This is a genomic window from Pseudomonas sp. 22082 (assembly GCF_052046055.1).
GTDB lineage: Bacteria > Pseudomonadota > Gammaproteobacteria > Pseudomonadales > Pseudomonadaceae > Aquipseudomonas > Aquipseudomonas pharyngis.
On the sequence record NZ_JBQEQB010000002.1, the window covers coordinates 348,041 to 372,627 of the forward strand.

Consider the following 24,587-nt stretch of genomic DNA (forward strand, 5'->3'; position numbering starts at 1 on the left):
GCAGTGTTCTCTAAAGAAGGGGATCGATGGCGCTCAACGGCGCTTCGGCGCTGTAGTCGTCGGCGAACGCAATGGCCGGCTGGAACAGGGTTTTCCAGTCCGGTCGGCCAAAGGCCCGGTCGCTGTGGCTGCGCATCAGTTTTTCGTATTGGCGCTGGGCCTGGCGTTGCAGAGAGGGGTAGTCGACGCCGATGACCTGACCGTTCTGCATCACGCAGCGACCGTCGATGTAACTGGCGATGCAGTCGTCGCCGCGTCCGGCCAGCAACAGGTTTTTCAGTGGATCGAACAGCGGGCCCAGATGCAGGCCGCGCAGATTGAACACGGTGATATCCGCTTTGGCGCCGGGCGCCAGGCGACCGAGGTCGTCACGGCCCAGCGCCTTGGCGCCGCCGAGAGTGGCGGCGTTGTACAGGTCGAGGCTGCTGGTCAGCGATGGACTACCTTCCATGAGCCGGGCGATGTTCAGGCCGTGGCGCATATTCTCCAGCAGGTCTGCCGGCCAGGTGTCGGTGCCGAGGGCGAAGTTGATGCCTTTGGCACGATAGCGGCCGAACGAATTCAGCGCCTCGCCGTCACGGGCGAACACCAGCGGGCAGTGCACCAGACTCGCGCCGCCGTCGATGATCCGTTGCAGATCGTCATCGCCCGAGGTGTAGAGGCCGTGGGGCAGCAGGCTGCGCGGGGTGAGCAGGTCGAGTTGCTGCAACCAGCCCAGCGGCGATGTACCGCGCAGCTGTTCGACCATCGCCACTTCACCCGGCGCCTGACAGCAATGCAGGCGCATCGGTGCATTCAGTTCACGACTCAATGCGGACGTACGCTCAAGCAGCGCCGGGGTGCAGGTCTGGATGCGATCCGGCAGCAGCGCGCCGCGAATCAACCCGGCGTGGGCGCCATCGAAATCCTTGAAAAACCGTTCGGCCGCGTCCAGCCCGGCCAGGCCCCGAGCCTCATCCCAGTGATGGGCGAGGGTGCCGTCGGCGCGCCAGTAACTCATGCCGCTCATGTAGCAGGGGCCGAGATAGGTACGCAGGCCCAACTCGCCCGCCACGCCGGCGACAGCGGCGAACTCGTCGTAGGTCTCCGCCCATTCGCGGTAGTACATCGAGGTGATCGGCATGGCCGTGGTAATGCCGTTGCGGATCAACTGAGTGAAGGCGTAGCGGTATTTGAAGACCTCTTCCTCGGGGCTGAATGACTCACGCGGGCCGGCCGCCAGATACTCCGCCGACCACATGCGGCCCATGGTGCGCTCGTCGCCGTTGTCCAGAGTCAGCACCGTGGAATCGAGATCGCCGAGGGCGTCCAGGTCGATAAAACCGGGACCGATCAGTGCGTTGCCGTAGTCGATCCACTGATCCACCGGCCCTTGATAACCGCGCCCGACAAACTCGATGCGCGACCCGGCGAACACCACTTCGCCGTCGCGCCACAGCACATGTTGCGTGCCGTCGAAACCGACCACGCAACCGGCCTTCAGGCCGATGCGTTTCACAGACGGCTGCCCAGCAAACGACCGCCGCTGGCGATCAGTTCGCCGCCGCGATAGACCTGACGCACCGGCCGCGCGACCACCGCTTCACCGAGGGTTTCCACCGGCATCAGCAGAAAGTCCGCCGGCCGGCCGACGGCGAAGCCGTAATCCTCGATCCCCAATGCGCGCGCACCGTTGACCGTCGCCGCGTCGAACGCCGCCGCCAGTTCATCGTCCTTGCCCAGATCAAAACGGAAGGCCAGCAGCATCGCCCGTTCCAGCATGTCGCCATTGCCCATCGGCGACCACGCATCACGAATGCCGTCGGAACCCAGACACACGTTAACGCCGGTCTCGCGCAGCGCCAGGAAGGGTGGAACGGCGCAATCGGCCGGCGCCGAACTCATCAGCGAAATGCCCAGTGCAGCAAGGCGTTCGGCGACCGGTTTGACCTGACTCCACGGCAGCATGCCCAGGCAATAGGCGTGGCTGATCATCACCCGGTTGTGCAGGTTGAAACGCTCGGTGTAATCGGCGATCCGGGCGATCTGCCACAGGCCCAGTTCACCTTTGTCATGCAGGTGAATGTCGACGCCACGCTGGAATTCGCTGGCCAGTTTGAACACGAAATCCAGTTGCGCGATCGGGTCATTGTCGATGCCGCAGGGGTCAAGCCCGCCGACGTTTTCCACGCCCAGGGCCATGGCTTCACGCATCAGCTCGGCAGTGCCGGGGCGGCTGATCAGGCCGGTTTGCGGGAAGACCACCAGCTGCAGGTCGATCAGGTCGTTGTAGGTTTCGCGCAGTTGTTGCATGGCCTCGACGTGGCGCAGGCCGAATTCCGGGTCGATGTCGACATGGCAGCGCATGGTCAGCGAACCCCGGGCGATGCAGTTCTCCAGCAGGGCGCCGGCGCGTTCGGCGATTGGCGCTTTGACTTCGCGCAGCACGCGGCGCTCGTTGCTGATGTAGTCCTTGAGCGTCGGGCCGGCACTGTTCGGGCGCCAGGGCTGGCCGTACAGGGTCTTGTCGAGGTGGACGTGGCTTTCCACCAGCGGGGCGGTCAGGAGCTGGTTCTGGCCGTCGATGTCGGTGGCGGCCAATGGAGCAGTGGAGGCCGCGCGGCGTTGGCTGAACTTGCCGTTTTCGATCAGCAGGTCTTCGGCGGGGGCGCCGTAGGGGCGGATGTTTCTGAGCCAGCGGGGGGCAGTCATTGGAACCTCATTTGTTCTTTGGATTTTTTCCCCTCACCCTAGCCCTCTCCCGGAGGGAGAGGGGACCGACCGAGTCGTCTCAGGTACTACGCCGACCTGAGAGACCGAGTCGATTATGGATTCAGAGCAAAACGTTCAGGTCGGTGTATTTCTTGAATATTCCCCAATCGGTTCCCTCTCCCTTTGGGAGAGGGCTAGGGTGAGGGCTGCGGTTTCGGATCAACCCTTAAGCTTCGACCAGATCCGATCCTGCAGCTCCCGCGCCTTGTTGCTGCATTCCTTCTCCGGGCGCAGGCGCGAGGCGTACTCCTCGGGCATGTTGATCGCGTCCATGACCTTCCATTTCGCATCCAGCAACTGATCGCTCTGAATCCCGTTGGCATAGGCAATCGCGTTGGACACGGCCGCCGCGTTCTCGGGCTTCATCATCCAGTCGATGAAGATCTTGGCGTTGCCCGGATGCGGCGCGCTTTTCGGTACGGCGAAGTTGTCCTGGAACATCGCCAGGCCCTCTTTCGGGTACACGTATTTGATCGTGCTCTTCTGCAACGTGGCGCGGGCCGTCGAGCCGTTCCAGTTCTGCATCATGATCACTTCGCCCGAGGCCATGCGGTCGACGGTGTTGTCGGAGCTGTACATCTTCAAAAACGGTTTCTGCTTTTGCAGCAGCTCGAGGATGCGCTTGGCGTCCTGCGGGTTTTCCGTGCATTCGTCGACGTTCAGGTAATGACTGGCGGCGTTGATCACGCTGCTGGAGGTGTCGAGGGCGGCGAGCTGGCCTTGCAGTTCCTTGCGCGGCTCGAAGAATTCTTTCCACGAGTCGTCGAGCTTGCCGCCGGGTACGCGGGCGCTGTCATAGGAAAACCCGGTGGTGCCCCACAGATAAGGCGCCGAAAACTTGCGGCCGGGGTCAAAGCTCGGGTCGCGGAACGGGCCTTTGACGTACTGGAAGTTGCTCAGGGTCGGGGCGTCGATTTCCAACAGCAGGTCCTGCTTGATCAGCGTCTGCATGATCGACTGCGACGGTACGATCACGTCATACGCGGCGCCGCCGGCCTGCAACTTGGCGAGCAGGGTTTCGTTGCTGTCGTAGCCGTCCATGGTGACCTTGATCCCGGTCTCCTTTTCGAACTTGGCCAGCAGGTCCACCGGGTAGTAATCGGTCCAGTTGTAGAAGAACAACTGTTTGGGCTCGGCGGCGTGGGCGCCGAACGCGGTGAAACAACTCAGGGCCAGACCGGATACTGCCAGACGCATGTTTTTCACTTTCATGAGCGCGCTCCAGGTTTATTGTTGTTTGCCGCGTTGGCCGAGCCAGAAGGCCAGCACCACCAGCACGATGGAAATCACCAGCATCAGGGTTGAAATCGCGTTGATTTCAGGTGTTACGCCAGCCTTGATCGCCGAGAAGATGTACACCGGCAACGTGGTCGAACCGGGCCCGGCGACGAAGAAGGTCATGATGAAATCGTCGAGGCTGACCACGAACGCCAGCACCGAACCGGACAGCACCGCCGGCCACAGCAGCGGCAAGGTCACGCGGCGAAACACCTGCCACGGATTGGCATACAGGTCGTTGGCGGCCTCCAGCAGGCTCTTGTCCAGATCGTTCAGGCGTGCGCGGATCGGCAGGTAGGCGAACGGGATGCAGAAGCCGATGTGCGCGACGATCACCGTCATCAGCCCGAGCTTGATGCCCAGCGCCATGAACAGCAGCAGGGTGGCCACGGCGGTGACGATCTCCGGCAGGATCAGCGGCAGGTTGATCCCGCCCTCGACCATTTTCTGCCCGTAGAACGGCCGGTAGGTCGCCAGCGCCGCCAGCAGCGCAATCGCCGTGGCGCACACGGTGGCGATGGTCGCGACGATGATCGAGTTCAGCGCCGCGGTCTGGATCGACGGGTTGGCCAGGATCCGCCCGTACCAGGCGAACGAGAACTCGGTCCACACCGTCGCCGAGCGGTTGGCGTTGAAGCTGTAGGCGATCAACACCAGGATCGGCACGTACAGATAGGCGAGGATCAGCAGGCTGATTTCCCGGGTCGCCGGGAGTTTTTTCAGGTGCAGAGAGATCATGCTTTCGCTCCCCGGTTCAGGGTTTTCGCCGCGCTGCGGCTGTACAGGGCGTAGAGCACCAGTGACAACAGCAGAATCCCCAGCAGCAGGAACGACAGCGAACTGCCCAGCGGCCAGTTGCGTGCGGTGCCGAATTGCTGCTGGATCAGGTTGCCGATCATCAGGGTCTTGCCGCCGCCGAGGATCGCCGGGGTGATGAAGGCGCCGAGGCTCGGCACGAACACCAGCAACGCACCGGCGATCACGCCGGGCATCGACAGCGGCAGGATGATCCGCCGCAGCGCATGCCAGCGGTTGGCGCCCAGGTCATAGGCGGCTTCCACCAGACGCCAGTCGAGTTTTTCCAGGGTCGAGTAGATCGGCAAAATCATGAACGGCAGGAAGCTGTAGACCAGACCGACGCTGACCGCGAAGTCGTTGTACAGCAGGGTGATGCCGCCGGCACTCGGGAACAGCGCGTTGAGGCTTTGGGCGACCCAGCCCTGCTCGCGCAGGATGATCAGCCACGCGTAATTGCGGATCAGCAGGTTGGTCCAGAACGGAATGGTGATGAGCAACACCATCAGGTTGCGCCGGCGTGGGGTCAGGCTCGACATCCACAACGCCACCGGAAAGCCGAACAGGAAACACAACAGTGTGGTGCCACCGGCCTGGAACACCGAGCGCAACAGCGCCTGGGCGTAGACCCAGTTCAGCTCCAGCTCGCCGTCAAAACCTTCCTGGAAAAACAGCTGCACGTAACTCTGCAACTGCCATTGGGCCTGCCAGTCGACGCCGCCGTAGGTGTTGCGCGGCAGCAGGCTGATGTAGCCCATGATGCCCAGCGGAATGGCGATCAGGGCGAGCAGGGTCAACACCACCGGGCTGAGCAACAGCGCGCGGTTGAGAGAGGGGGAAGTGCTGCTGACGCTCATCTCAGGCCTCCATCAACAGACAGGCCTGGGGCGGCAGGTGCACCGCCACGTGCTCGCCGACTGCACGACCACGGTTCAGGCCTTCGTTGTTTTCCCGCAGCATGACTTTGATGTCGTTGTTCAAACGGCACTGGTACAGCGTCGCGGTGCCGACATACAGCACCGCCTCGATTACCCCGCGCAGGTGATGCGGTTGATCCGCTGCGACCAGTTGCGAACGTTCGGGACGAAACGCCAGCTGCACGCTGCTGCCATTGACGCCTTGCGGCGGGCAGGGGATTTCCACCGGCATGCCGTTGGGCACGAAGAGGTTTTCGTTGTGTTCGCCGCGCTTGAGTTCGCCGGGGAGGAAATTGATGTCGCCGATGAACTGGGCGACGAAACGGTGCTGCGGGCGTTCATAGATGTCGGTCGGGGTGCCGATCTGCAGGATCTTGCCGGCGGACATCACCGCGATCCGGTCGGACAGGGTCAAGGCCTCTTCCTGATCGTGGGTGACGAAGATGAAAGTGATGCCGGCTTCCTGCTGCACGCGCTTGAGTTCGACCTGCATTTCCTTGCGCAGCTTCAGGTCCAGCGCCGACAGCGGCTCGTCGAGCAACAGCACTTTGGGCTTCGGCGCCAGGGCCCGGGCCAGAGCCACGCGTTGCTGCTGGCCGCCGGATAATTCCGCCGGCTTGCGCCCGGCCAGGTGTTCCATCTGCACCAGCGCGAGCATTTCGTCGACCCGTCCGGGAATCGTCTTGCGATCAAGACCCTGCATCTCGAGGCCGAAGGCGATATTCTGCGCGACACTCATGTGCGGAAACAGCGCGTAACTCTGGAACACCGTGTTCACCCGACGCTTGAACGGCGGCAGGTGATTGACCGTTTCCCCCGCCAGACGGATCTCGCCGTCGCTGACGTGTTCGAAACCGGCGATGGTGCGCAGCAGGGTGGTCTTGCCGCAGCCCGAGGGGCCGAGGAGGGTGAAAAACTCGTTGTCGGCGATGTTCACCGACACGTTGTCGAGGGCTGGCGCCAGGCCTGGATCATCAGAATACCGCTTGGATACGTTACGCACTTCAATGGCTATTTGTTGACCCATAATGGTGCAATCCTCTAATTATTGTATGCAATATCTGAATGCAATTTAGAAATACCCGGATTAATCTGCTGGCGCAACCCCCCATTTCCCTGACTGAGTCGTTCGTCGGGCAGCGTCGCCAGCGTTGAAGGAGCTTTCAAATGACCGAGAAAAAAACGGAAACCACGGTCGACCGCGTCTACCAAGGGGTTTACGAGGCGATCAGCAAGCGTTCGCTGCGTCCGGGGATGAAGCTGGGCGAGGCGTCGCTGGCGGAATTGTTCAATGTCAGCCGCACGTCGGTTCGCGCGGCGCTCAAGCAATTGGAGGCCGACGGACTGGTCACCACCGAGCCCAATAAAGGTGCGTCGGTGTCGCTGCCCAGCGATGAGGAAATCCGTTCGCTGTTCGAAACCCGGCGTCTGATCGAGATCGGCATCGTCACCGAACTGTGCCGGCGCAAGGATTCGGCGGTGATGCAGGACCTGCGTGATCATTTGCTGCTTGAAGACGAAGCCCACCAAGCCGGCGACCACGAGCGACTGATTCACCTGCTCGGCGAGTTCCACATCAAACTCGCACGCAGCCTGAACAACCCGGTACTGCTCGACTGGTTCCAGAAGCTGATTTCCCGCGCCTCGCTGTACGCCGCCGCGCTGGATGACGACAGCCACGAAGCCTGCCGTGATGACGAGCACCTGCGCCTGATCGAGTACATCGAGGCCGGCAATCAGAGCGCCGCGATCGAGCTGACCTGCATGCACCTGGACGGCATCCAGAAGGCGATCCTCGACGTCGCTGCGAAAATGAAGACTGGCTACCACCCGCTCAAACACCTGATCGGAGTGTGAGCGTCGAGTGCAGGTGAAATCGGCTATACCTCTAATGAAACCATCGCTGCCCGACACGCTCGAAACAGACGGGCGTGGCGTTTGAACGCGCGGCGATAGAACCGGACCCACTACAAGGCGTTGAAGCAGCTGATGCAGTTTTTATCCGATAGCCATGGGTGTGACGGCTGGCAAGGCGAGATGGCCGGGCGCATTCGTGCGTTTGACTGGAGCAGGACTGATCTGGGCCCCCTCGAAACCTGGCCGGCCAGCCTGTGCAGCACTGTCCAGCTGATGCTGGCCTCGCCGCTGCCGATGGTCATGCTCTGGGGGCATGCCGGTTACATGATCTACAACGACGCTTATTCACGATTCGCCGGCGGACGACATCCCTACCTGCTCGGATCGCCGGTGGAACTGGGCTGGCCGGAGGTGGCCGATTTCAACCGGCATGTGGTCGACACCTGTCTGGCCGGCGGCACCCTGGAATATCGCAACAAGGTATTGGTGTTGCTGCGCGACGGCGTGCCCGAGGATGTCTGGCTCGATTTGTATTACAGCCCGGTGGCCAACGATGCCGGTGTGCCTTCGGGCGTGATGGCGATGGTGGTGGAGACCACTGAACTGGTGTTGTCCGAGCGTCTGCGCCAGGCCGCTGAAGATGCCTATCGCGCCGACAACGAGCGGGTGCGCCTGGCACTCAATGCCGGGGCATTGCTCGGCTCGTTTGTCTGGGACGTCAGGAACAACGTGCTGTCGGCCGACGAGCGTTTTGCCCGGACATTTTCCTACCCGCCTGATCAAGACCTGAGCAACCTGCCGCAGCATATCGCCGAGACGCACATTCATCCGGACGACCGTAATTGGGTACAGGAGTGCGTGGAGAATTCGGTGCGTACCGGCGAGCCCTACAACGCCGAGTACCGGGTGGTGCGTGCCGATGGCAGTTGTCTGTGGGTGCTCGCCAGCGGTGCTTGCGAATTCGACGAGCAGGGCCGGCCGTTCCGTTTCCCCGGTGTGCTGATCGATATTCACGAGCGCAAGACCGCCGAGGAATCGCTGCTCAAGTTCACCCGCAACCTCGAACAGCGGGTAGCGGATGAAGTCGAGGCGCGCCTCGCCGCGGAAGAGCAATTGCGTCAGTCGCAGAAGCTCGAAGCCATCGGCGGCCTTACGGGCGGCGTGGCCCATGACTTCAACAACCTGCTGCAAGTGATCGCCGGCAACCTGCACCTGCTGGCTCGCCATGAACCGGACAATGCCAACGTCCAGCGTCGGGTCAGCGCCTCGCTGGCGGCGGTGGAGCGCGGCGCCAAGCTGTCTTCGCAACTGCTCGCGTTTGCCCGGCGTCAGCCGCTGTCGCCGGCGGTGTGCAACCCCCGCCAGATCTTCGAAGGCGTGGGCGAGTTGCTGCAACGGGCGCTGGGCGAAACCATTCAGATCGATGTGCAACTGCCTGTTGAGCCTTGGCACATCAACGTTGACCGCAATCAACTGGAAAACGCCATTCTCAATCTGGCGATCAATGCCCGGGATGCCATGAAGGGCGAGGGCACGATTGTGCTCGGCGCCTCCAACCTCTCGCTGGACCGGGCGTTCTGTTCGGGCAAGGGCATCGTGCCGGGGGATTTCGTGCGGGTCTCGGTCAGTGACAGCGGCGTGGGCATTGCCCCGCACATGCTCGAGCAGGTGTTCGAACCGTTCTTCACCACCAAGGCCGACGGCCAGGGCACGGGCCTGGGCTTGAGCATGGTGTTCGGCTTCGTCAAGCAGAGCGGCGGGCATGTGGAGATCGACAGTCGGATCGGCGAAGGCACGCGGGTGCAGTTGTACTTTCCACGCAGCCTGCGCCCCGTGCTCGATGACTCGCCGAGCGTCAATCATCAGCAGGCGGGCGGTCACGAAACGATCCTGGTGGTCGAGGACAACGAAGCGGTGCGCACCTCGGCGGTCGAACTGTTGCGCGAAGAAGGCTACCGCGTGCTGATCGCCGGCAACGGCGATGCGGCCATGCAGATGTTGATGGAAGGCGCGCGGGTCGACCTGATCTTCACCGACGTGGTCATGCCCGGTCTTATCAAAAGCTCCGATCTGGCGGCGTGGGCCAAGGTGCAAATGCCGCCGGTGGCCGTGCTGTTCACCTCGGGCCACACCCGCGACATCATCTCGCGCAACCACCAGCTCAGCCCCGACACCCATTTGCTCGGCAAGCCCTATGGCCCCGAAGCACTGCTGCAGATGATCCGTTCCGTGCTCAGCACCTGAGCTCCAATCCCCTGACCAAGGCTGGCCGATGACTTCCAGACGCAATTCCAGTTCTGCCGCCGGCATGGTTCGCGTGCGCGGTGCCCGTGAACACAATCTGAAGAACGTGGACGTCGACATTCCTCGCGATGCACTGGTGGTGTTCACCGGGGTGTCGGGTTCGGGCAAGTCGTCGCTGGCGTTTTCGACGCTGTATGCCGAAGCCCAGCGGCGCTATTTCGAATCGGTGGCGCCCTATGCGCGGCGGCTGATCGATCAGGTCGGCGTGCCGGACGTCGATTCCATCGAAGGCCTGCCTCCGGCCGTGGCCCTGCAGCAACAGCGCGGCACGCCGAGCACGCGCTCGTCGGTGGGCAGCGTCACCACGTTGTCGAGCCTGATCCGTATGCTGTACTCGCGCGCCGGCAGCTATCCGCCGGGTCAGCCGATGCTGTATGCCGAGGATTTTTCACCGAACACGCCGCAAGGCGCGTGCCCGGAGTGCCATGGACTGGGCCGGGTTTACGAGGTCACCGAGGCGTTGATGGTGCCGGATCCGAATCTGACCATCCGCCAGCGTGCCGTGGCGTCCTGGCCGCTGGCCTGGCAGGGGCAGAACCTGCGCGACATCCTGGTGACCATGGGCATCGATGTCGATATCCCGTGGCGCAAGCTGCCGAAAAAACAGCGTGACTGGATCCTCTTCACCGAGGAAACACCGACCGTTCCGGTGTACGCCGGGCTGACGCCGGAAGAGACCCGCGTCGCCCTCAAGCGCAACATGGAGCCGAGCTATCAAGGCACCTTCACTGGCGCCCGGCGCTACATCCTGCACACGTTCACCCATTCGCAAAGTGCGCTGATGAAGAAGCGCGTGTCGCAGTTCATGATCGGCAGCCTTTGCCCGCTGTGCGATGGCAAGCGCCTCAAGCGCGAGGCGCTGTCGGTGACGTTTGCCGGGCATGACATTGGCGAGTTGTCGCGCATGCCGCTGCTGCAAGTCGCCGAAGTCTTGAAGCCGGTGGCGGACGCGAGCTGGCTGGAACACGCCGATGAAAGCGGTGAAACCCTGACCCACAGCCAGACTCGCGAAGCCCGCCAGCAGCGCGTGGCTCATGGCGCCAGCGGCCACGCCAACGCGCCGGACGTGCGCCATACGCCGAACCTGTCGCTGGAAAAACGCCTGGCCGCGCAGCGCATTGCCGAGGACTTGCTGGAGCGGGTCAGCACCCTGACCGATCTCGGGCTCGGATATCTGGCGCTGGAGCGCAGCACGCCGACCCTGTCGTCCGGCGAATTGCAACGCCTGCGACTGGCCACTCAATTGGGCTCGCAATTGTTCGGCGTGATCTACGTGCTCGACGAACCCTCCGCCGGCCTGCACCCGGCTGACGGCGAGGCGCTGTTCGAAGCCTTGCAGCGCCTGAAGGCCGACGGCAACAGCGTGTTTGTGGTCGAGCACGATCTGGACACCATGCGCCGGGCCGACTGGCTGATCGACGTCGGCCCGGCGGCCGGTGAAAAGGGCGGGCAGATTCTCTACAGCGGCCCGCCACCGGGGCTGGCCGCGATCGAGGACTCGCAGACCCGCGCCTATCTGTTCGCCGAACAGCAACGGTCGACCCGTACGGCGCGCAAACCGTCGGGCTGGCTGAAGCTCGACGGTGTCACCCGCAACAACCTGAATAACCTCAGCGCCGAATTTCCCCTGGGCTGTTTCACCTCGGTCACCGGTGTTTCCGGTTCGGGCAAATCCAGTCTGGTCAGCCAGGCGCTGCTGGAACTGGTCGGCGCGCAGCTCGGGCGCAGCGTCAGTGACGCCGAGCCGGAAGAACTCAATCTGGAAGACGATACCCCGTCTGCCAGCACCGGCCAGGTCAGCGCCGGGCTGGAGTCGATCAAGCGTCTGGTGCAGGTCGATCAGAAACCCATCGGCCGCACGCCGCGTTCGAATCTGGCGACCTACACCGGGCTGTTCGACAACGTGCGCAAGCTGTTTGCCGCGACCGATGAGGCGAAAGCGGCGGGTTACGACGCCGGGCAGTTTTCCTTCAACGTCGCCAAGGGTCGCTGCCCGACCTGCGAAGGCGAGGGCTTTGTCAGTGTCGAATTGCTGTTCATGCCCAGCGTTTATGCGCCTTGCCCGACCTGTCACGGCGCGCGTTACAACCCCGAAACCCTGGCCATCCTTTGGCAGGGCTTGAGCATCGCGCAGGTGCTGCAGCTGACGGTGGACGAAGCAGTGATGGTGTTTGCCGAGCAACCGGCGATCCGCCGTTCGCTGGAGGTACTGCGCGACATCGGTCTCGGTTACCTGCGCCTCGGGCAGCCGGCGACCGAGTTGTCCGGCGGCGAAGCCCAGCGCATCAAACTGGCCACCGAACTGCAGCGCAACCAGCGCGGGGCGACGTTGTATGTGCTGGATGAACCGACCACCGGCCTGCACCCGCGCGATGTCGACCGCTTGCTGGAGCAACTGGATACGCTGGTGACGGCGGGGCACACGGTGATCGTGGTCGAGCATGAAATGCGCGTGGTGGCGCAGAGCGACTGGGTGATCGACATCGGCCCGGGCGCGGGGGATCAGGGCGGCAAGATCGTCGTGGCCGGTACGCCGCAGAAAGTGGCGGCGAGCAAGAAGAGCCGGACTGCGCCGTTTCTAGCCCGTGCCTTGAACCGATAACTGCGTCGCCTAGGCGGGCCTCATCACGGGCTTGCACGCAATGGCGGTGTATCAGGCGCCGTCGAGCGTGCGGCGAACCTTGTCCAGCAACTCGCGGATCTGGAACGGTTTGACCAGCATCTCCATGCCGGCCCCGAGGAACACCTGGCGATTGATCGCCGTTTCGGCGTAACCGGTCATGAACAGGATCGGCAGGGCTTCACGCCAGCCCCGCGCAACGTCCGCCAGTTCACGACCGCTCATGCGCGGCAGGCCGACGTCGGTCAGCAGCAGGTTGATCGACGGGTCATTCTGCAGGCGCTCCAGCGCGGTCTCGATGTCGCCGACCTGGGTGCAGCGGTAACCAGCGTCTTCCAGCACTTCGGTGACGAACAGGCGCACCGCCGGCATGTCTTCGACGATCAACACATGTTCGCCCGAGCCTTGCGGATCGATGGTCACAGGGGCCACATCGACAGCGGTCGGATCACTGGTGGCCGGCAGCATGATCGTCACTTCGGTGCCGCGTCGCGCCACGCTGCGGATGTGCGCATCGCCACCGGATTGACGAGCGAAACCGTAGATCGTCGACAGCCCCAACCCGGTGCCCTGGCCCAGCGGTTTGGTGGTGAAAAACGGCTCGAACACCTTATCGATGACGCTGTGCTCGATGCCGGTACCGTCATCGCGCACCGATAGCGCCACATAGGAACCATCGGCGAGGTTCGGGTCGCCGTGGGAATACGCCGCGTAAGTGCTGACCCAGATATTGCCGCCCCGTGGCAATGCGTCCCGGGCGTTGATCACCAGGTTGAGCACTGCGCTTTCGAGCTGGATCGGATCGACCAGCGCGATGGCAGGTTTGGTGGTCATTTCCAGTTTGAGGGCGATGCGTTCGCCGATGGTGCGCACCAGCAACTCTTCCAGCGAGCGGACGTGCTTGTTGATGTCCACCGGACGGGTGTCGAGCGGTTGCTGGCGGGCAAAAGCCAGCAGGCGATGGGTGAGCGAGGCCGCGCTCATCGCCGAACTCAGGGCCGCTTCGGCATAGAACTGGACCTTGTCCGGGCGCGCATCGGCGACGCGTTTCTGGATCAGTTCGAGGCTGGTGATGATCCCGGTCAGGAGGTTGTTGAAGTCGTGGGCGATGCCGCCGGTGAGTTTGCCCAGCGCATCCATTTTCTGTACTTGCAGCAGTTGCGATTCGGCGCGTACCCGGTCGGCGACTTCCTTGGCCAGTTGCGTGGTGGTGTCGTCCAGCCGCGCCAGGTGCGAACGTTCGCGGTGACGGTGTTCGGTGACGTCTTCGACGAACACCAGGCTCAGTTTCGGGGTGCGGTAGGGGGAAATTTGCCACTCGGTCTCACGGATCTCGCCCTGCACGCGCATGTTCAGCGTGCCTTTCCAGCGTTCGCCATCCACCAGCCGCAGGCGCAGTTCGTCGAGGATCGCGCTCTGATCCTCGGCGAAGCATTCGCTGAGGGTCTGCGGGTCGCGGTTGTCCTGGATCAGTTGGGAGAAAGCGTGGTTGCACTCGTGGACTTTCAGGTCGGCATCCAGCACCGCGATGGGCGCGGAGATGTTGACGAAGATCTCGCGGAAACGCGCCTCGCTTTCGCGCAACGCGTTCTCCGTGTCGCGCACCCGAAGCAGGGTGCGCAATGTTGCCAGCAGCACATCGGGATCGACCGGGTGAATCAGATACGCATCGGCCCCGGCATCGAGGCCGGTGATGATGTCGCCGGTCTGGATCGACGCGGCCGACACGTGGATCACCGGGAGCAGGGCGGTGCGGGCGTCGGCGCGCAGTTCGCGGACAATATCGAAGCCGCTCATGTCCGGCAGGTTGACGTCGAGAATCAACGCGTCGAGCTTTTCACTGGCGATCAACGCCAGGCCTTCGCCACCGGTGCCGGCCTCTGACACCTCATAGCCGTGGCGTTCCAGCCGCCGGCGCAAGGCGTAACGGGTGGCGACGTTGTCGTCGACAATCAACAGACGGATGTCATGTTTCATCGACGCTCTCCTGGGCGATCGCCAGCGGGATGATCACGAAAAAGCACGAACCCACGCTCGGGGTACTCTGGACGCCGACCTCGCCACCGAGCAATTCGGCGAAGCGTTTGCACAGGGACAATCCGAGCCCGGTGCCGCGCAGGCGTTTTTGCAGCGGTGAGTCGACCTGAGAAAAGTCTTCAAACAAGGTGCCGTGCAGCTCCGAAGCGATACCGATACCGGTGTCGCTGACGGCGAACCGTACCTTGTCCTCACCTTCAAGGCGCGCCGAGATCCGGACTTCACCACGGGTGGTGAATTTCAGCGAGTTGGAAATGAAGTTGCGCAGAATCTGCGCGAGCTTCTTGTCGTCGGTATAGAGACGCGGCAGGCCTACCGGCTCCTCGAAAATCAGGTCGACGGCGGTGGCGTCGACAATCGGCCGGAACATTCCGCGCAACGCCGCGAACAGGTCGAACATGTCGAACCACGCCGCAGAAATGCTGATGCGTCCGGCCTCGATCTTCGCCAGGTCGAGCAAGTCGTCGACCATGTCGCTGAGTTCCCGGGCGGCGCTGCTGACGAAGGCCACCTGCTTGTGTTGCTCGGGACTCAGCGGGCCGTCGAGTTCGTCGGCCAGTAAGCTGTTGATGCTCAGGATCGAGCCCAGCGGTGTGCGGAACTCGTGGCTCATGTACGACAGAAAGCGGCTTTTCAGATCGGACGCCTGGCGCAGTTGTTCGGCCTGAGTGTCGAGTTCGGCGTACAGCGCGAGCACGCCCTGATTGGTTTCGTCGAGCTCTTCGCGCAACGCAGCGGTTTCGCTCTGCAACTGGGCGATCAATGCAGCCTGTTCGGTATTGCTCAGTGTCGGGGACTCAGCCATGGGCGGCCTCCAGGGCAACGACCAGCACCGTTACATCGTCGCGCCCGCGACAGAAATCGCGGTGCAGGACGGTGGCTATCACGGCGGGATGGCGATGCACCAGACCGGGGTAGTCTTGAAGGTTCCATCGGGACTGCAAGCCATCGCTGTACATGATCAATAGATGTCCGTTCACGTGAGCATAGTCAAAGGGCTGGGCTTTTCGGTATTGGCCGCCGACTATCCCTGGATGCGAGGCCAGTCCGCGCGACTTGTCGGAGGCGATCAGGCTGGCACCGATGTTACCGACACCGGTGAACGACAGACTGGCACGCCCTGCGTGAAACTGCGCGAATGCCACTGCGCCACCCCGGCTCCCGATCATCTCGCGGTGCATGTCTTCCATCAGCAGCGTCGGCGCACTGAACGGGCTCAGGGCAAAGGCTTTCTCACCTGCACGGGCCGCACGCTCGGCGTCCTCGCCATGGCCCAGACCGTCGACGATCAGGGCACTGATGTCACGGCCATGAATCGCCAGATGCCAGACGTCACCGCAGGCTGGATCGTTGTGCAGCGAGTGCTGGCTGACACCATACGGCAGATCCGCCTGACGGTCGCTGCGCGGGTACAGACGAGCCAGCAGCACGGCGCCGCGATGATCGGCAAATACGTCGAAGATATCCGCCTGTCGAGCCACTGCACCGAGACCGATGCCCTGAGTACCACCGGTGGAAAAGCCGTCCGCCAGACACGCGTCCAGATCAAACCCCTGGGCACGGTCGACCGCAATCATCTCGATGCCGTCGTCACCCTGACGCGGCAACAGACGCAGGTGCAATTCCCCGCGCCCGGCGTGCTTGAGCACATTGCTCGCCAGCTCCGTGGCCACCAGCGCGACGCGGCCGGCATCGCTTTCGCCAAAACCGTGTTGCTCGGCCAGACGCTGGGCCGTACGCCGGGCATGGCCGATCTGGCTGCTGTCCTCGATCACCAACACCTGGGTCAATGTCCCGCTGATGTTCATGTCCATCGGGTGATCGTTATGCGAGTGCCTTTGCCGGGCTCGGTGTCCAGTTCGAATTCGTCCACCAGCCGCTTGGCCCCGGTCAGGCCCAGGCCCAGGCCGCTGCCGGAGGTCCAGCCGTCGGTCATCGCCAGTTTGATGTCGGGAATGCCCGGGCCTTCATCGCGAAAGGTCAGGCGCAGGCCGACCTTGTGGTTGTCGTCGAGGATCTGCCAGTCCATGTCTCCGCCACCGCCATACACCATGGTGTTGCGCGCCAGTTCACTGACGGCGGTCACCAGTTTGGTCAGGTCGATCAGGCGCATGCCGCATTCGGTGGCCAGCTTGCGCGCCTGTTGCCGGGCCAGCACCACGTCCTGCTCGATGTTGATCGGTTGGGTACCGCTGCTGCGCACGGTCATTGCTGGCGTACTCGTTCCTGCAGCAGTTTCATGCCGCGCTCGACGTTCAGCGCGGTACTGACGCCCGGCAGGTACAGACCGAGCTCGACCAGGGTAATGGCGACCGCCGGCTGCATGCCGACGAGCATGGTTTCGGCGTCCATGATTTTCGACAGGCCGGAAATGGTGCCGATCATCCGGCCAATGAACGAATCGACCATGTCCAGCGCCGAGATGTCGATCAGCACCCCGCGCGCGGAGGTCTTGCTGATGCGCTCGGACAGGTCGTCCTGCAAGGTGAGGGCGAGCTGGTCGTGCATGTCGACCTGGATGGTCACCAGCAGGAAGTCACCCATCTGAAGAATCGGGATACGTTCCATTGTTCAGACCGTCTTGGTGAGGGTGATGCCCAGACGGGTCAGGGCCAGCTTCAGTGCGTCGGCCAGATTGGCTTTGGTGACCACGCCTTGCAGGTCGAGGCCCAGGTGGACGATGGTCTGGGCAATCTGCGGTCGCACGCCGCTGATGATGCAGTCGGCGCCCATCAGGCGGATCGCGGTCACGGTCTTGAGCAGGTGTTGGGCGACCAGCGTGTCGACGGTCGGCACGCCGGTGATGTCGATGATGGCGATTTCCGAGCCGGTGTCGACAATGCGTTGCAGCAGCGATTCCATCACCACTTGGGTACGTTGCGAGTCGAGGGTGCCGATCATCGGCAGCGCGAGCACGCCGTCCCACAGCTTGACCACCGGGGTCGATAGTTCGAGCAGTTCTTCCTGCTGGCGCTTGATCACCGCTTCACGGGATTTTTGGAAGGTACGGATGGTGTACAGACCGAAGGCATCGAACAATTCGGAAATTTCCCAAAGCTGTTCGGCGAGCAGGGCGGGCTGATCCTGATAATGGTTTTGCAGCAGGGCGAACAGCGGGCCCTTGAGCGAGAAAATGAAGCTGGCGGTCTGCTGGGAATCCTGACCGAGCTGGGCACGACTGTGGGAGAGTTTTTCGAGGAAGTGGCGCATGCCTTCCCAGCCCGGCGCGGTGATGTTGGTGCCGCTGTCGTTTTCCAGGCCGCTGACCACCAGTTGCAGGAATTCGCCGGTCTGTTGCTGTATGTCGTGTTCTTTGAGGTTGCGCGTAGCGCCGGTGGTTTGAAGCCCGTTGATCCATTCGCCCAGCAGTTGAACCTGATTGTTTTTAATCGCATTAAGTGTGCTGTTCTGCAGTGCTGCCATGTGCCTGTTGCTCCATTGCGAATAGGGGGCCGGTTCTTCGGGAAATGACCGGCGCGAAGTGAATGACCTTGGCCGTTCGAAATAGTTGTTCGTTCCCCCGAGGATATTTTTGATCTGCCGCAAGGAACGCACCGGTAACTCTAGTCGGCGCGGCCAGGAATGCTGATCTTTTGCCAGCAACAAAGCCCAACGCAAAGAGGCCGCGTCCAATGGAGGCGGCCTCTTTGTATACCTGGCGATTACTTGCTGGGGTGTTTGGCCTGCAGCTCTTTGGCATGGGCCAGGTGTTTCTCCAATGCCGGCAGCATTTTCTGCGCAAAGGCTTTGAGTTCGGTGGCGCCTTTGACTTTGTCGTCGGTCACGGTATTGGCTTGTTTCTTGAACAGCTCGATGGTTTCTTCGTGAGCCTTCACCTGATTGTTGGCATAGGCGGCGTCGAACGACTCATCACGGACTTCGAGTATTTTTTCCTTGGCCTGTTTGACCAGAGTCGTGGTGTCCGGCACTTCGATGTCGTTGGCCTTGGCAATCGTCGCCAGTTCATCGTTGGCCTTGCCGTGGTCGGTGATCATCATGTTGGCAAACGCTTTGATGTCGGCAGATTGGCTCTTTTCCAGTGCCAGACGGCTGGTTTCGATTTCGGCGATGCCGCCGGCCGCTGCGTTATCGACGAAATCGTTGTCGGTGGCGGCAAAGGCCGAGCCCATGCCGGTGCTCAGGGCGACAGCCAGAAAAAGGTGACGCAGTTTGAATCCGTCCATTGGTGCTTCTCCACGCAGGTTTTTGTGAGCGTTATTCAATGGAGGGAGTTCGCCGACCAAAGGTTTTATCGCATTTGCGAAAGGGCGACGAACGGACACCGCTGGTCTGACAGGTGGTCGACAGAAGTGGCCAACCGAGGCCATTCTGATACCTGGCCAGCGCAATCGGTCGCGTTGGCTGCCGATCAACTGACGGAGGTGTTCCATGCCGGTGACCCATGATCTGTTACAGGACTTGAAACTTACAAAGGAAGAGATCCAGCAACGACGCACCGCGGATCCACATCTGGATGCACTGATCAACAGGTATTCCCAGGCGGACGCCGAAGTCGTCAAGGCCGAGACGGCGACCTCGGATGCGCCGAGCGACGACACCCTGAAGAAACTGAAAGAGAAACGCCTGCAGGTCAAAGACAAGATCGTCGAGCAGTTGCAGGCTCGATCCTGACCGTCAGTCGCACCACCGGCCTGCGGTGGTGAATTGACTGGAACGACAGCCCCGACCGGCACCTCGAATGTTCAGAGTCTTCACATTGCGACTCTCAACGAGGTGCCTTATGAAAGATCCAAAATTCCCCAGTGAAGAACAGGGTGCATTCGACCCGGTTCCCACCCATCCCGAGCCCAATAGTCCGGCGCATACCGTCCGTAATCCTGAAGAGGAACGCAAGAGCGAGGAAGTGCCGGAGGATGAAGACCCGGACAAGTTCGATCGGTCCAGTAACTGACCGGCTGCCATCGCCTCACTTCAAGGCTGCTTCCAACGGCATCCGCGCCATGTGCGTCGCCTTCAGCGAGCCGAAATACAACCAGTCGCCATACTCGCGCACCGTGGTGATCGGCGAGTAATTGCCGGCGCTGGCATCCTGCAGATTGGCGATCACCTTGCCGTCCAGATCCAGCCCCAGCACGAACCCGCGCTTTTCCACCGGTTTGGGCAGCACGGTCATCGCCCGCACCAGCATCTTGCGCACGAAAGGATGGGCGGCGGTGCGGTCGAGCAACGGATTGCGAGGCGTGTACAACGCCACCCAGAAACGATCCCGACCATTAAACGCCAGGTTGTCCGGCAGCCCCGGCAGGTTGTCGATGAACAGATCGTGGGTGCCGGCCTTGGGCCCGGTCAGCCAATAACGGCTGATGCGGTAGGCGCCGGTTTCGTTGACCAGCACATAGGCGTCTTCCGGGCCGAGGGTCACGCCGTTGGCGAACTCCAGCCTGTCCAGCAATACGCTGGTTTTTCCGGTCTGGAAGTCGTAACGCAGCAGGCGCCCGTCGCCGCCATGCTCGATGATCGCTTCGCCATCGTGGCCGTAACCCCAGCGACTGGAGGCATCGCTGAAGTAGGCGTAATGCCCGGACTTGTCGATGGCCACGTCATCGGTAAACCCGAACGGCAGGCCATTGGCTTCGGTGGTCAGCGCCACCAGTTGCCCCTGTGCATCAAGGGACAGCAAACCCTTGACCCCGTCGGCGATCACCAGCAAACCGTTGGGATGCCGCGCCAGCCCCAGCGGCCGGCCGCCCGTATCGGCCAGCACCTTGCGCTGCTGGCCATCGAGACTGGTGCGCAGAAGGCGTCCGTCGTGCAGTCCGGTGATCAGAAAGTCGTTTTCCAGCAGCAGCGCTTCCGGGCCTTCGATGTTACTCGGGCCGACTTGCGCCGCGCCCTTGAGCCGCTGATTGTCAGCGTACTGGCCCTCGGTCAGCGAGGGCGCCGGTTGCGGCGTCCAGGCCACGGGCTCGACCCTGGTCGGCATCAACAGCAAAAAGCCCAGAACCCCGACAACCAGCAGCAACACCAGATAACGCCATCTCACACGTGGGCTCCCGCGAGTGCGAGATGCCGGGTGGCCATGTCGCGCAGGGCCAGCATCGACGTTGCCGACTCGCGTTCGATGCGCCGCTTGAGCAGCAGATGGTTGGCGATGCGCAGGCCGATCCCTTCGAACTGGTAATCGAGGGTGCGTACGAACCGCGTGGCAGCGTCGTGCGCCGAGCATTCATAGGTCAGCCGCAACGACAGCCCCTGATCACCCTGGGCCCGGGCGCACCAGCGTCGGCCGGGCAGGTACTCGGTGACCTCCCAGCGCAAATGCCCCTCGCGACCGCCGGCATGGATGTCCTCGTCGAATCGTGCGCCGGCATGCAACGCACCGCTCGGGCCGTCGATTTTCAGCGAAGACGGGTGCCACTCCGGCCAGCGACTGACGGTGGCGGCGTAGGCGAGGACGGCAATCGGATCACCGGCGATATCGACTGTGTGCTGCATGCGGGTCATGGGCGTTCTCGAATCGGTCAGAGGGGCGGTTTCCGGCTCCCGGTAGAGGGTGCCGAACAGGTAGTCCATCAGCGGAAAAACGATATTGAAATTGCGTTCCTGCATGTGCTCGCGACGGTGATGCAGCTCGTGCAGACGGCGCATCTGGCGGATCCACGGCAGGCGGGTCAGCGGGTTCTGCGGCGGCAGATGCTCGCAGGCGTGAAACACTTCATAGGTCAGGTAACCGAACACCATGCAGCCACCGAACAGCCCGGCGACGTTGCTGTTGACCTGCGCGAACAGCCACCACAGGGGCAGGGTGATCGCCAGCGTGTGCAGCACGATCAGCCAGGCCGGGAACAGGATCACCCGCCAGTCGCGGGCGCCGTCGTAGGTCATGTGGCCGGGGGTGAAAAAGCTGTGATGATCGCCGGCATGCCGGGCGTAGAACATCCGCGCGAAGCGCTTTTTGTGGTGGCCGAGGTGGCGGTGCACCATGTACACGCCGAAATTGAAGAACAGCAAGGTCAGCGGCACGGTCAGCCATTCCAGCGACCGCATCTGGTGCACGCTGCTCCAGAACGCGCCGATGGCCAGCACACCGAACAGCAGCACGAACGCGCCATGCAGCCACGGGTTGTAGCGGGGATGGATCGCCGCCCGGTAGCGGCTGCGAAATGCCTCGGTGGTCTGCCTCACTGCGCTCACCCGCGGATATTGTCGTTATCCCGGCAGCGTAGCCGATCCGGCCGTTTGTGCAGTGCCAACCTTCAGGTCACAAGTGCCATGCTCCGGTGCATAGCGGCCGTCAGCTCAACGGGTTCCAGCGCTGCGACCAGTCGTCATCGGCCCTGATCACCTCGCGCAGCAGGTCGAACGCCTGTTGCAGGATCGCCGAGTCACGGTCGCGGGAGTAGACGAGGTAGGTCGGATAACCGAATTCCGGGGCTTTGGTCACCGGCTCCAGCGCGCCGCTTTCCAGATAAGTGCGCACGACCCGGGTCCGGAAATAGCCGCTGCCGCCGTTCTCGAGAATGTATTGCAGGGCCAGCGGGCCGAGGTTGAAGCTCAGGGCAGCCTTGGCTTTTTCCGGCAGGGCGGCGTCGTGCTGGCGGCGGAAGTCCGGGCCCCAGTCGATGTACACGTAAGGGGCCGGGCGGCCGGGCGTGGTCACCAGAATCAGTTTCTCTTCCAGCACCTGCTCGACCTGCAGCCCCGGCCAGTATTCCGGCTGATAGACCAGCGCCGCATCGAGCACCCCCAGTTCGAGCTGGCGCAGCAGGTTTTCGCCGTCGCGAATGTCCATGCGCAGGGCGTGACCGGGGATTTTCTCGCGCAATTCGGCGGCCCAACTGAGCATCAACGGGTTGCACAGGCTGACCTCGCCACCGATGTGCAGCACGTTGTGATAGCCCTCGGGCAAGGGCAGGTCGCGGCGTGCGGCTTCCCAGGTCTGCACCAGCTGATTGGCGTAGACCACGAAGGCCTCGCCGTTGGCGGTCAGCCGCGCACCGGCACGATTGCGCACGAACAACGTGCTGCCCAACTGGCTTTCGAGTTTCTGGACCCGGGCGGTGATTGCCGTTTGCGTGACGAACAGTTTCTCCGCCGCCGCGGCAAGGCTGCCGTGGCGGACGATTTCCAGAAAGGTGCGGGCGAGGTCAATGTCCATGGGCGGGCCGGTGGTTGAAGTGCGCGCATTGTACGGGCAGCCCCGGGACCGCGTCATTGTTCAGTCAGCCATTTCGACTTCTCGCACCCGAGCCCAATCCTCCACCAACCGCGCCGGTGTGCAGCAGGTCTTGCGCTTGTAGACGAAGTTGCGGCACTTCTCGGCAAACTGATTGCGGTTGTACAGCATGTCTTCCTGCATCTCCTTCAACTCAGCCTCGCGACACTGACGGATCAACACATGATCGACCCGCAGCTTGCGTTCGCGCACCGGCGCATAAGTCGGATCGCTCAGCACGCTGTTGGCCCGTTGCAGCAGCCACAGCGAGAACTCGTCCGGGCAGTGCGGGCCGATTTCCTGAACCATGCCCAGTTGCAGCGCCTGAGCCGCGCTGACCGGCAGACAGGCCTGGGTCAGTTGTTCTGCCATGGCCGGGCCGACGGCGCGGGGCAGGCTGTAGGTCCAGTATTCCGAGCCATACAGGCCCATGCTCTTGTAATGCGGGTTAAGCACGATGTCGGCGCGGGCAAACACGATATCGGCGGCCAGTGCGAGCATCACACCGCCTGCGCCGGCATTGCCGGTGACCCCGCTGACCACCAGTTGCCGTGCGCTGAGCAATTCTTCGCACACATCATCGATGGCCTGGATGTTGGCCCAGGCTTCGGCACCCGGATCTTCGGCGGCCTGGATCACGTTCAGATGCACGCCATTGGAAAAACTGCCGCGTCCACCCTTGATCAGCAGCACCTGAGTGTCGCGGGACTTGGCCCAGCGCAGCGCTTCCACCATGCGCCGGCATTGCTCGGTGCTCATGGCGCCGTTGTAGAACTCCAGCGTCAGTTCGCCGACCTGACCGGACTCGCGATAACGGATCGGTTGATACGGCTCGTCGCTGAACGGCGCGTTGGCAATCGACCAGTCCAGCACCGGCACGCCAGACAACTGACCGGCCAGCACATGCCGGGCCGGACGCTTGAAGGTTTCCTCGCCCGGTTGCGGTTTGCGCCGCAGCGAGCCGATCCACAAGCTGTGATCACCGGTCGCCACCAGCACTGCGTCGTCGTGCACCGCGAGAATTTCACCGGGCATGCCGGTGCGCTGATCGAGGTGTGCGTCGTACACGTAATACTGCCCGCCAGCGAGGCTGGCGAGTACGCCGGGCTGGCCGTCCGCCGCGTCGATGCAGCGCTTGATGAAGCGCGAGCAGTCGTGCCAGCTGAAGGTGCGATCGTCCTGTTTCATGTTCGGCTGCAAGCGTCCACGAACCTTGGGATCGTTGTAGTCCAGCGCCACCGGCACGAAGCCGTCGATGAATTTTTCCACCACCTCACGGATGCAACGGATCGCCGCGTCGCTGACTCGCCCGTTGTACAGCTCGGATTTGCGCAGGCCGGTCGGCAGGTTGAATTCGCAGGTGGCCCAGACCGGGCCGGCGTCCATTTCTTCCACCGCTTGCAGGGCGGTCACGCCCCAGGACGGCAGCTCGCGCATGATCGCCCAATCCAGTGCGCTGGCGCCGCGATCGCCGACGATGCCCGGGTGAATGATGACTACCGGACGCTGCGGGTTGCTCCACAGCGCGTGGGGAACGCGGTCCTTGAGGAAAGGGCAGATCACCAGGTCAGCGCCGCTGTTTTCGATCTGTTCGCACACGGCGGCTTCATCGGTGAACAGCACCACGCTGGGCGAATGTCCGGCCTGGCGCAGTTCCAGCCACGCGCGCTGGGTCAAGCCGTTGAACGCCGACGACAGAAGAATGATGTTGAGTGATCGCATGATTGCTCTTCCTTGAAAGGTCAGCCGCAGGCTCCCGGTGAGCCGTCCGTGGCTATCGATGGAGGCGCAAGGTTAGAGACTGGCGTGGCCGGCGCCACTGATCGAGATCAACGTTGTGTCAGCCAATGCT

The 24,587-nt window shown here is 62.7% G+C and carries 22 protein-coding genes; 5 read left to right on the forward strand and 17 right to left on the reverse strand.

Features of this window, described 5'->3' with window-relative positions; all coding sequences use genetic code 11:
• Positions 1-10: 10 nt before the first annotated feature.
• The 6 genes from ACTJK9_RS04095 to ACTJK9_RS04120 all read right to left on the reverse strand — a co-directional run bounded on the left by ACTJK9_RS04095 (position 11) and on the right by ACTJK9_RS04120 (position 6,768).
• Positions 11-1,498 (reverse strand): amidohydrolase family protein, encoded by a 1,488-nt coding sequence (locus ACTJK9_RS04095; RefSeq protein ID WP_440812327.1) that lies wholly within the window; start codon positions 1,496-1,498, stop codon positions 11-13.
• Positions 1,495-2,691, reverse strand: a complete 1,197-nt coding sequence (locus ACTJK9_RS04100; protein WP_440812330.1) for an amidohydrolase family protein — start codon at positions 2,689-2,691, stop codon at positions 1,495-1,497. The genes ACTJK9_RS04095 and ACTJK9_RS04100 overlap by 4 nt, the downstream gene beginning before the upstream one ends.
• A 219-nt stretch (positions 2,692-2,910) precedes the next feature.
• Positions 2,911-3,963, reverse strand: coding sequence for an extracellular solute-binding protein (locus ACTJK9_RS04105; protein ID WP_064597104.1), 1,053 nt, complete (start codon positions 3,961-3,963; stop codon positions 2,911-2,913).
• A 15-nt stretch (positions 3,964-3,978) separates the two neighbouring features.
• Positions 3,979-4,767: an ABC transporter permease gene (locus ACTJK9_RS04110; protein ID WP_064597101.1), complete on the reverse strand. Its 789-nt coding sequence runs from the start codon at positions 4,765-4,767 to the stop codon at positions 3,979-3,981.
• Complete coding sequence (locus ACTJK9_RS04115) at positions 4,764-5,681, reverse strand: ABC transporter permease (protein ID WP_085710121.1); 918 nt, start codon at positions 5,679-5,681, stop codon at positions 4,764-4,766. Before ACTJK9_RS04115 ends, ACTJK9_RS04110 begins: the two co-directional genes overlap by 4 nt.
• A 1-nt stretch (position 5,682) precedes the next feature.
• Positions 5,683-6,768: an ABC transporter ATP-binding protein gene (locus ACTJK9_RS04120; RefSeq protein ID WP_440812334.1), complete on the reverse strand. Its 1,086-nt coding sequence runs from the start codon at positions 6,766-6,768 to the stop codon at positions 5,683-5,685.
• Positions 6,769-6,908: 140 nt separating this feature from the next.
• On the opposite strand from ACTJK9_RS04120, the gene ACTJK9_RS04125 reads away from it, so the two are divergent.
• From ACTJK9_RS04125 to ACTJK9_RS04135, 3 genes are all read left to right on the forward strand, one after another.
• On the forward strand, positions 6,909-7,598 hold the full coding sequence (locus ACTJK9_RS04125; RefSeq protein WP_440812337.1) for a GntR family transcriptional regulator: 690 nt from the start codon (positions 6,909-6,911) through the stop codon (positions 7,596-7,598).
• Positions 7,599-7,730: 132 nt separating this feature from the next.
• On the forward strand, positions 7,731-9,842 hold the full coding sequence (locus tag ACTJK9_RS04130) for a hybrid sensor histidine kinase/response regulator (protein ID WP_221397478.1): 2,112 nt from the start codon (positions 7,731-7,733) through the stop codon (positions 9,840-9,842).
• Positions 9,843-9,870: 28 nt separating this feature from the next.
• Entirely contained in the window at positions 9,871-12,504 is a 2,634-nt protein-coding gene (locus ACTJK9_RS04135) for an excinuclease ABC subunit A (RefSeq protein ID WP_440812340.1), read from the forward strand.
• Between the two features lie 51 nt (positions 12,505-12,555).
• Here ACTJK9_RS04135 and ACTJK9_RS04140 read toward each other — a convergent pair whose 3' ends face one another.
• From ACTJK9_RS04140 to ACTJK9_RS04170, 7 genes are all read right to left on the reverse strand, one after another.
• On the reverse strand, positions 12,556-14,499 hold the full coding sequence (locus tag ACTJK9_RS04140) for a response regulator (RefSeq protein WP_440812343.1): 1,944 nt from the start codon (positions 14,497-14,499) through the stop codon (positions 12,556-12,558).
• Entirely contained in the window at positions 14,489-15,364 is an 876-nt protein-coding gene (locus ACTJK9_RS04145) for a sensor histidine kinase (RefSeq protein WP_440812346.1), read from the reverse strand. The genes ACTJK9_RS04140 and ACTJK9_RS04145 overlap by 11 nt, the downstream gene beginning before the upstream one ends.
• Positions 15,357-16,367 carry an ATP-binding protein gene (locus ACTJK9_RS04150; protein WP_440812412.1) on the reverse strand — a complete coding sequence of 337 codons (1,011 nt, stop codon included), beginning with the start codon at positions 16,365-16,367 and terminating at the stop codon, positions 15,357-15,359. Before ACTJK9_RS04150 ends, ACTJK9_RS04145 begins: the two co-directional genes overlap by 8 nt.
• Positions 16,364-16,768 carry an anti-sigma regulatory factor gene (locus tag ACTJK9_RS04155; protein WP_039768856.1) on the reverse strand — a complete coding sequence of 135 codons (405 nt, stop codon included), beginning with the start codon at positions 16,766-16,768 and terminating at the stop codon, positions 16,364-16,366. Before ACTJK9_RS04155 ends, ACTJK9_RS04150 begins: the two co-directional genes overlap by 4 nt.
• A complete protein-coding gene (locus tag ACTJK9_RS04160; protein WP_011334518.1) occupies positions 16,765-17,127 on the reverse strand; it encodes an STAS domain-containing protein in 363 nt (120 codons plus the stop codon). Before ACTJK9_RS04160 ends, ACTJK9_RS04155 begins: the two co-directional genes overlap by 4 nt.
• A 3-nt stretch (positions 17,128-17,130) precedes the next feature.
• Positions 17,131-17,982: an STAS domain-containing protein gene (locus tag ACTJK9_RS04165; RefSeq protein WP_085610477.1), complete on the reverse strand. Its 852-nt coding sequence runs from the start codon at positions 17,980-17,982 to the stop codon at positions 17,131-17,133.
• Positions 17,983-18,221: 239 nt separating this feature from the next.
• Complete coding sequence (locus tag ACTJK9_RS04170; protein ID WP_039768854.1) at positions 18,222-18,743, reverse strand: DUF4142 domain-containing protein; 522 nt, start codon at positions 18,741-18,743, stop codon at positions 18,222-18,224.
• A gap of 205 nt (positions 18,744-18,948) precedes the next feature.
• On the opposite strand from ACTJK9_RS04170, the gene ACTJK9_RS04175 reads away from it, so the two are divergent.
• Entirely contained in the window at positions 18,949-19,191 is a 243-nt protein-coding gene (locus tag ACTJK9_RS04175; RefSeq protein WP_085610476.1) for a YdcH family protein, read from the forward strand.
• 109 nt (positions 19,192-19,300) lie between these two features.
• Positions 19,301-19,471 (forward strand): hypothetical protein, encoded by a 171-nt coding sequence (locus ACTJK9_RS04180; RefSeq protein WP_007959467.1) that lies wholly within the window; start codon positions 19,301-19,303, stop codon positions 19,469-19,471.
• Positions 19,472-19,486: 15 nt separating this feature from the next.
• Here the strand turns inward: ACTJK9_RS04180 and ACTJK9_RS04185 are convergent, their stop codons facing one another.
• The 4 genes from ACTJK9_RS04185 to ACTJK9_RS04200 form a co-directional block, all read right to left on the reverse strand.
• Positions 19,487-20,503, reverse strand: coding sequence for an SMP-30/gluconolactonase/LRE family protein (locus ACTJK9_RS04185; protein WP_409348354.1), 1,017 nt, complete (start codon positions 20,501-20,503; stop codon positions 19,487-19,489).
• Between the two features lie 56 nt (positions 20,504-20,559).
• The gene (locus tag ACTJK9_RS04190) at positions 20,560-21,705 is read right to left on the reverse strand and encodes an SRPBCC family protein (RefSeq protein ID WP_085610474.1); all 1,146 of its coding nucleotides are present in this window, start codon (positions 21,703-21,705) and stop codon (positions 20,560-20,562) included.
• Between the two features lie 109 nt (positions 21,706-21,814).
• Positions 21,815-22,678, reverse strand: a complete 864-nt coding sequence (locus ACTJK9_RS04195; RefSeq protein WP_085610473.1) for a LysR family transcriptional regulator — start codon at positions 22,676-22,678, stop codon at positions 21,815-21,817.
• A gap of 60 nt (positions 22,679-22,738) precedes the next feature.
• Positions 22,739-24,457, reverse strand: a complete 1,719-nt coding sequence (locus ACTJK9_RS04200; protein ID WP_440812353.1) for a hydrogenase maturation protein — start codon at positions 24,455-24,457, stop codon at positions 22,739-22,741.
• Positions 24,458-24,587 lie beyond the last annotated feature (130 nt).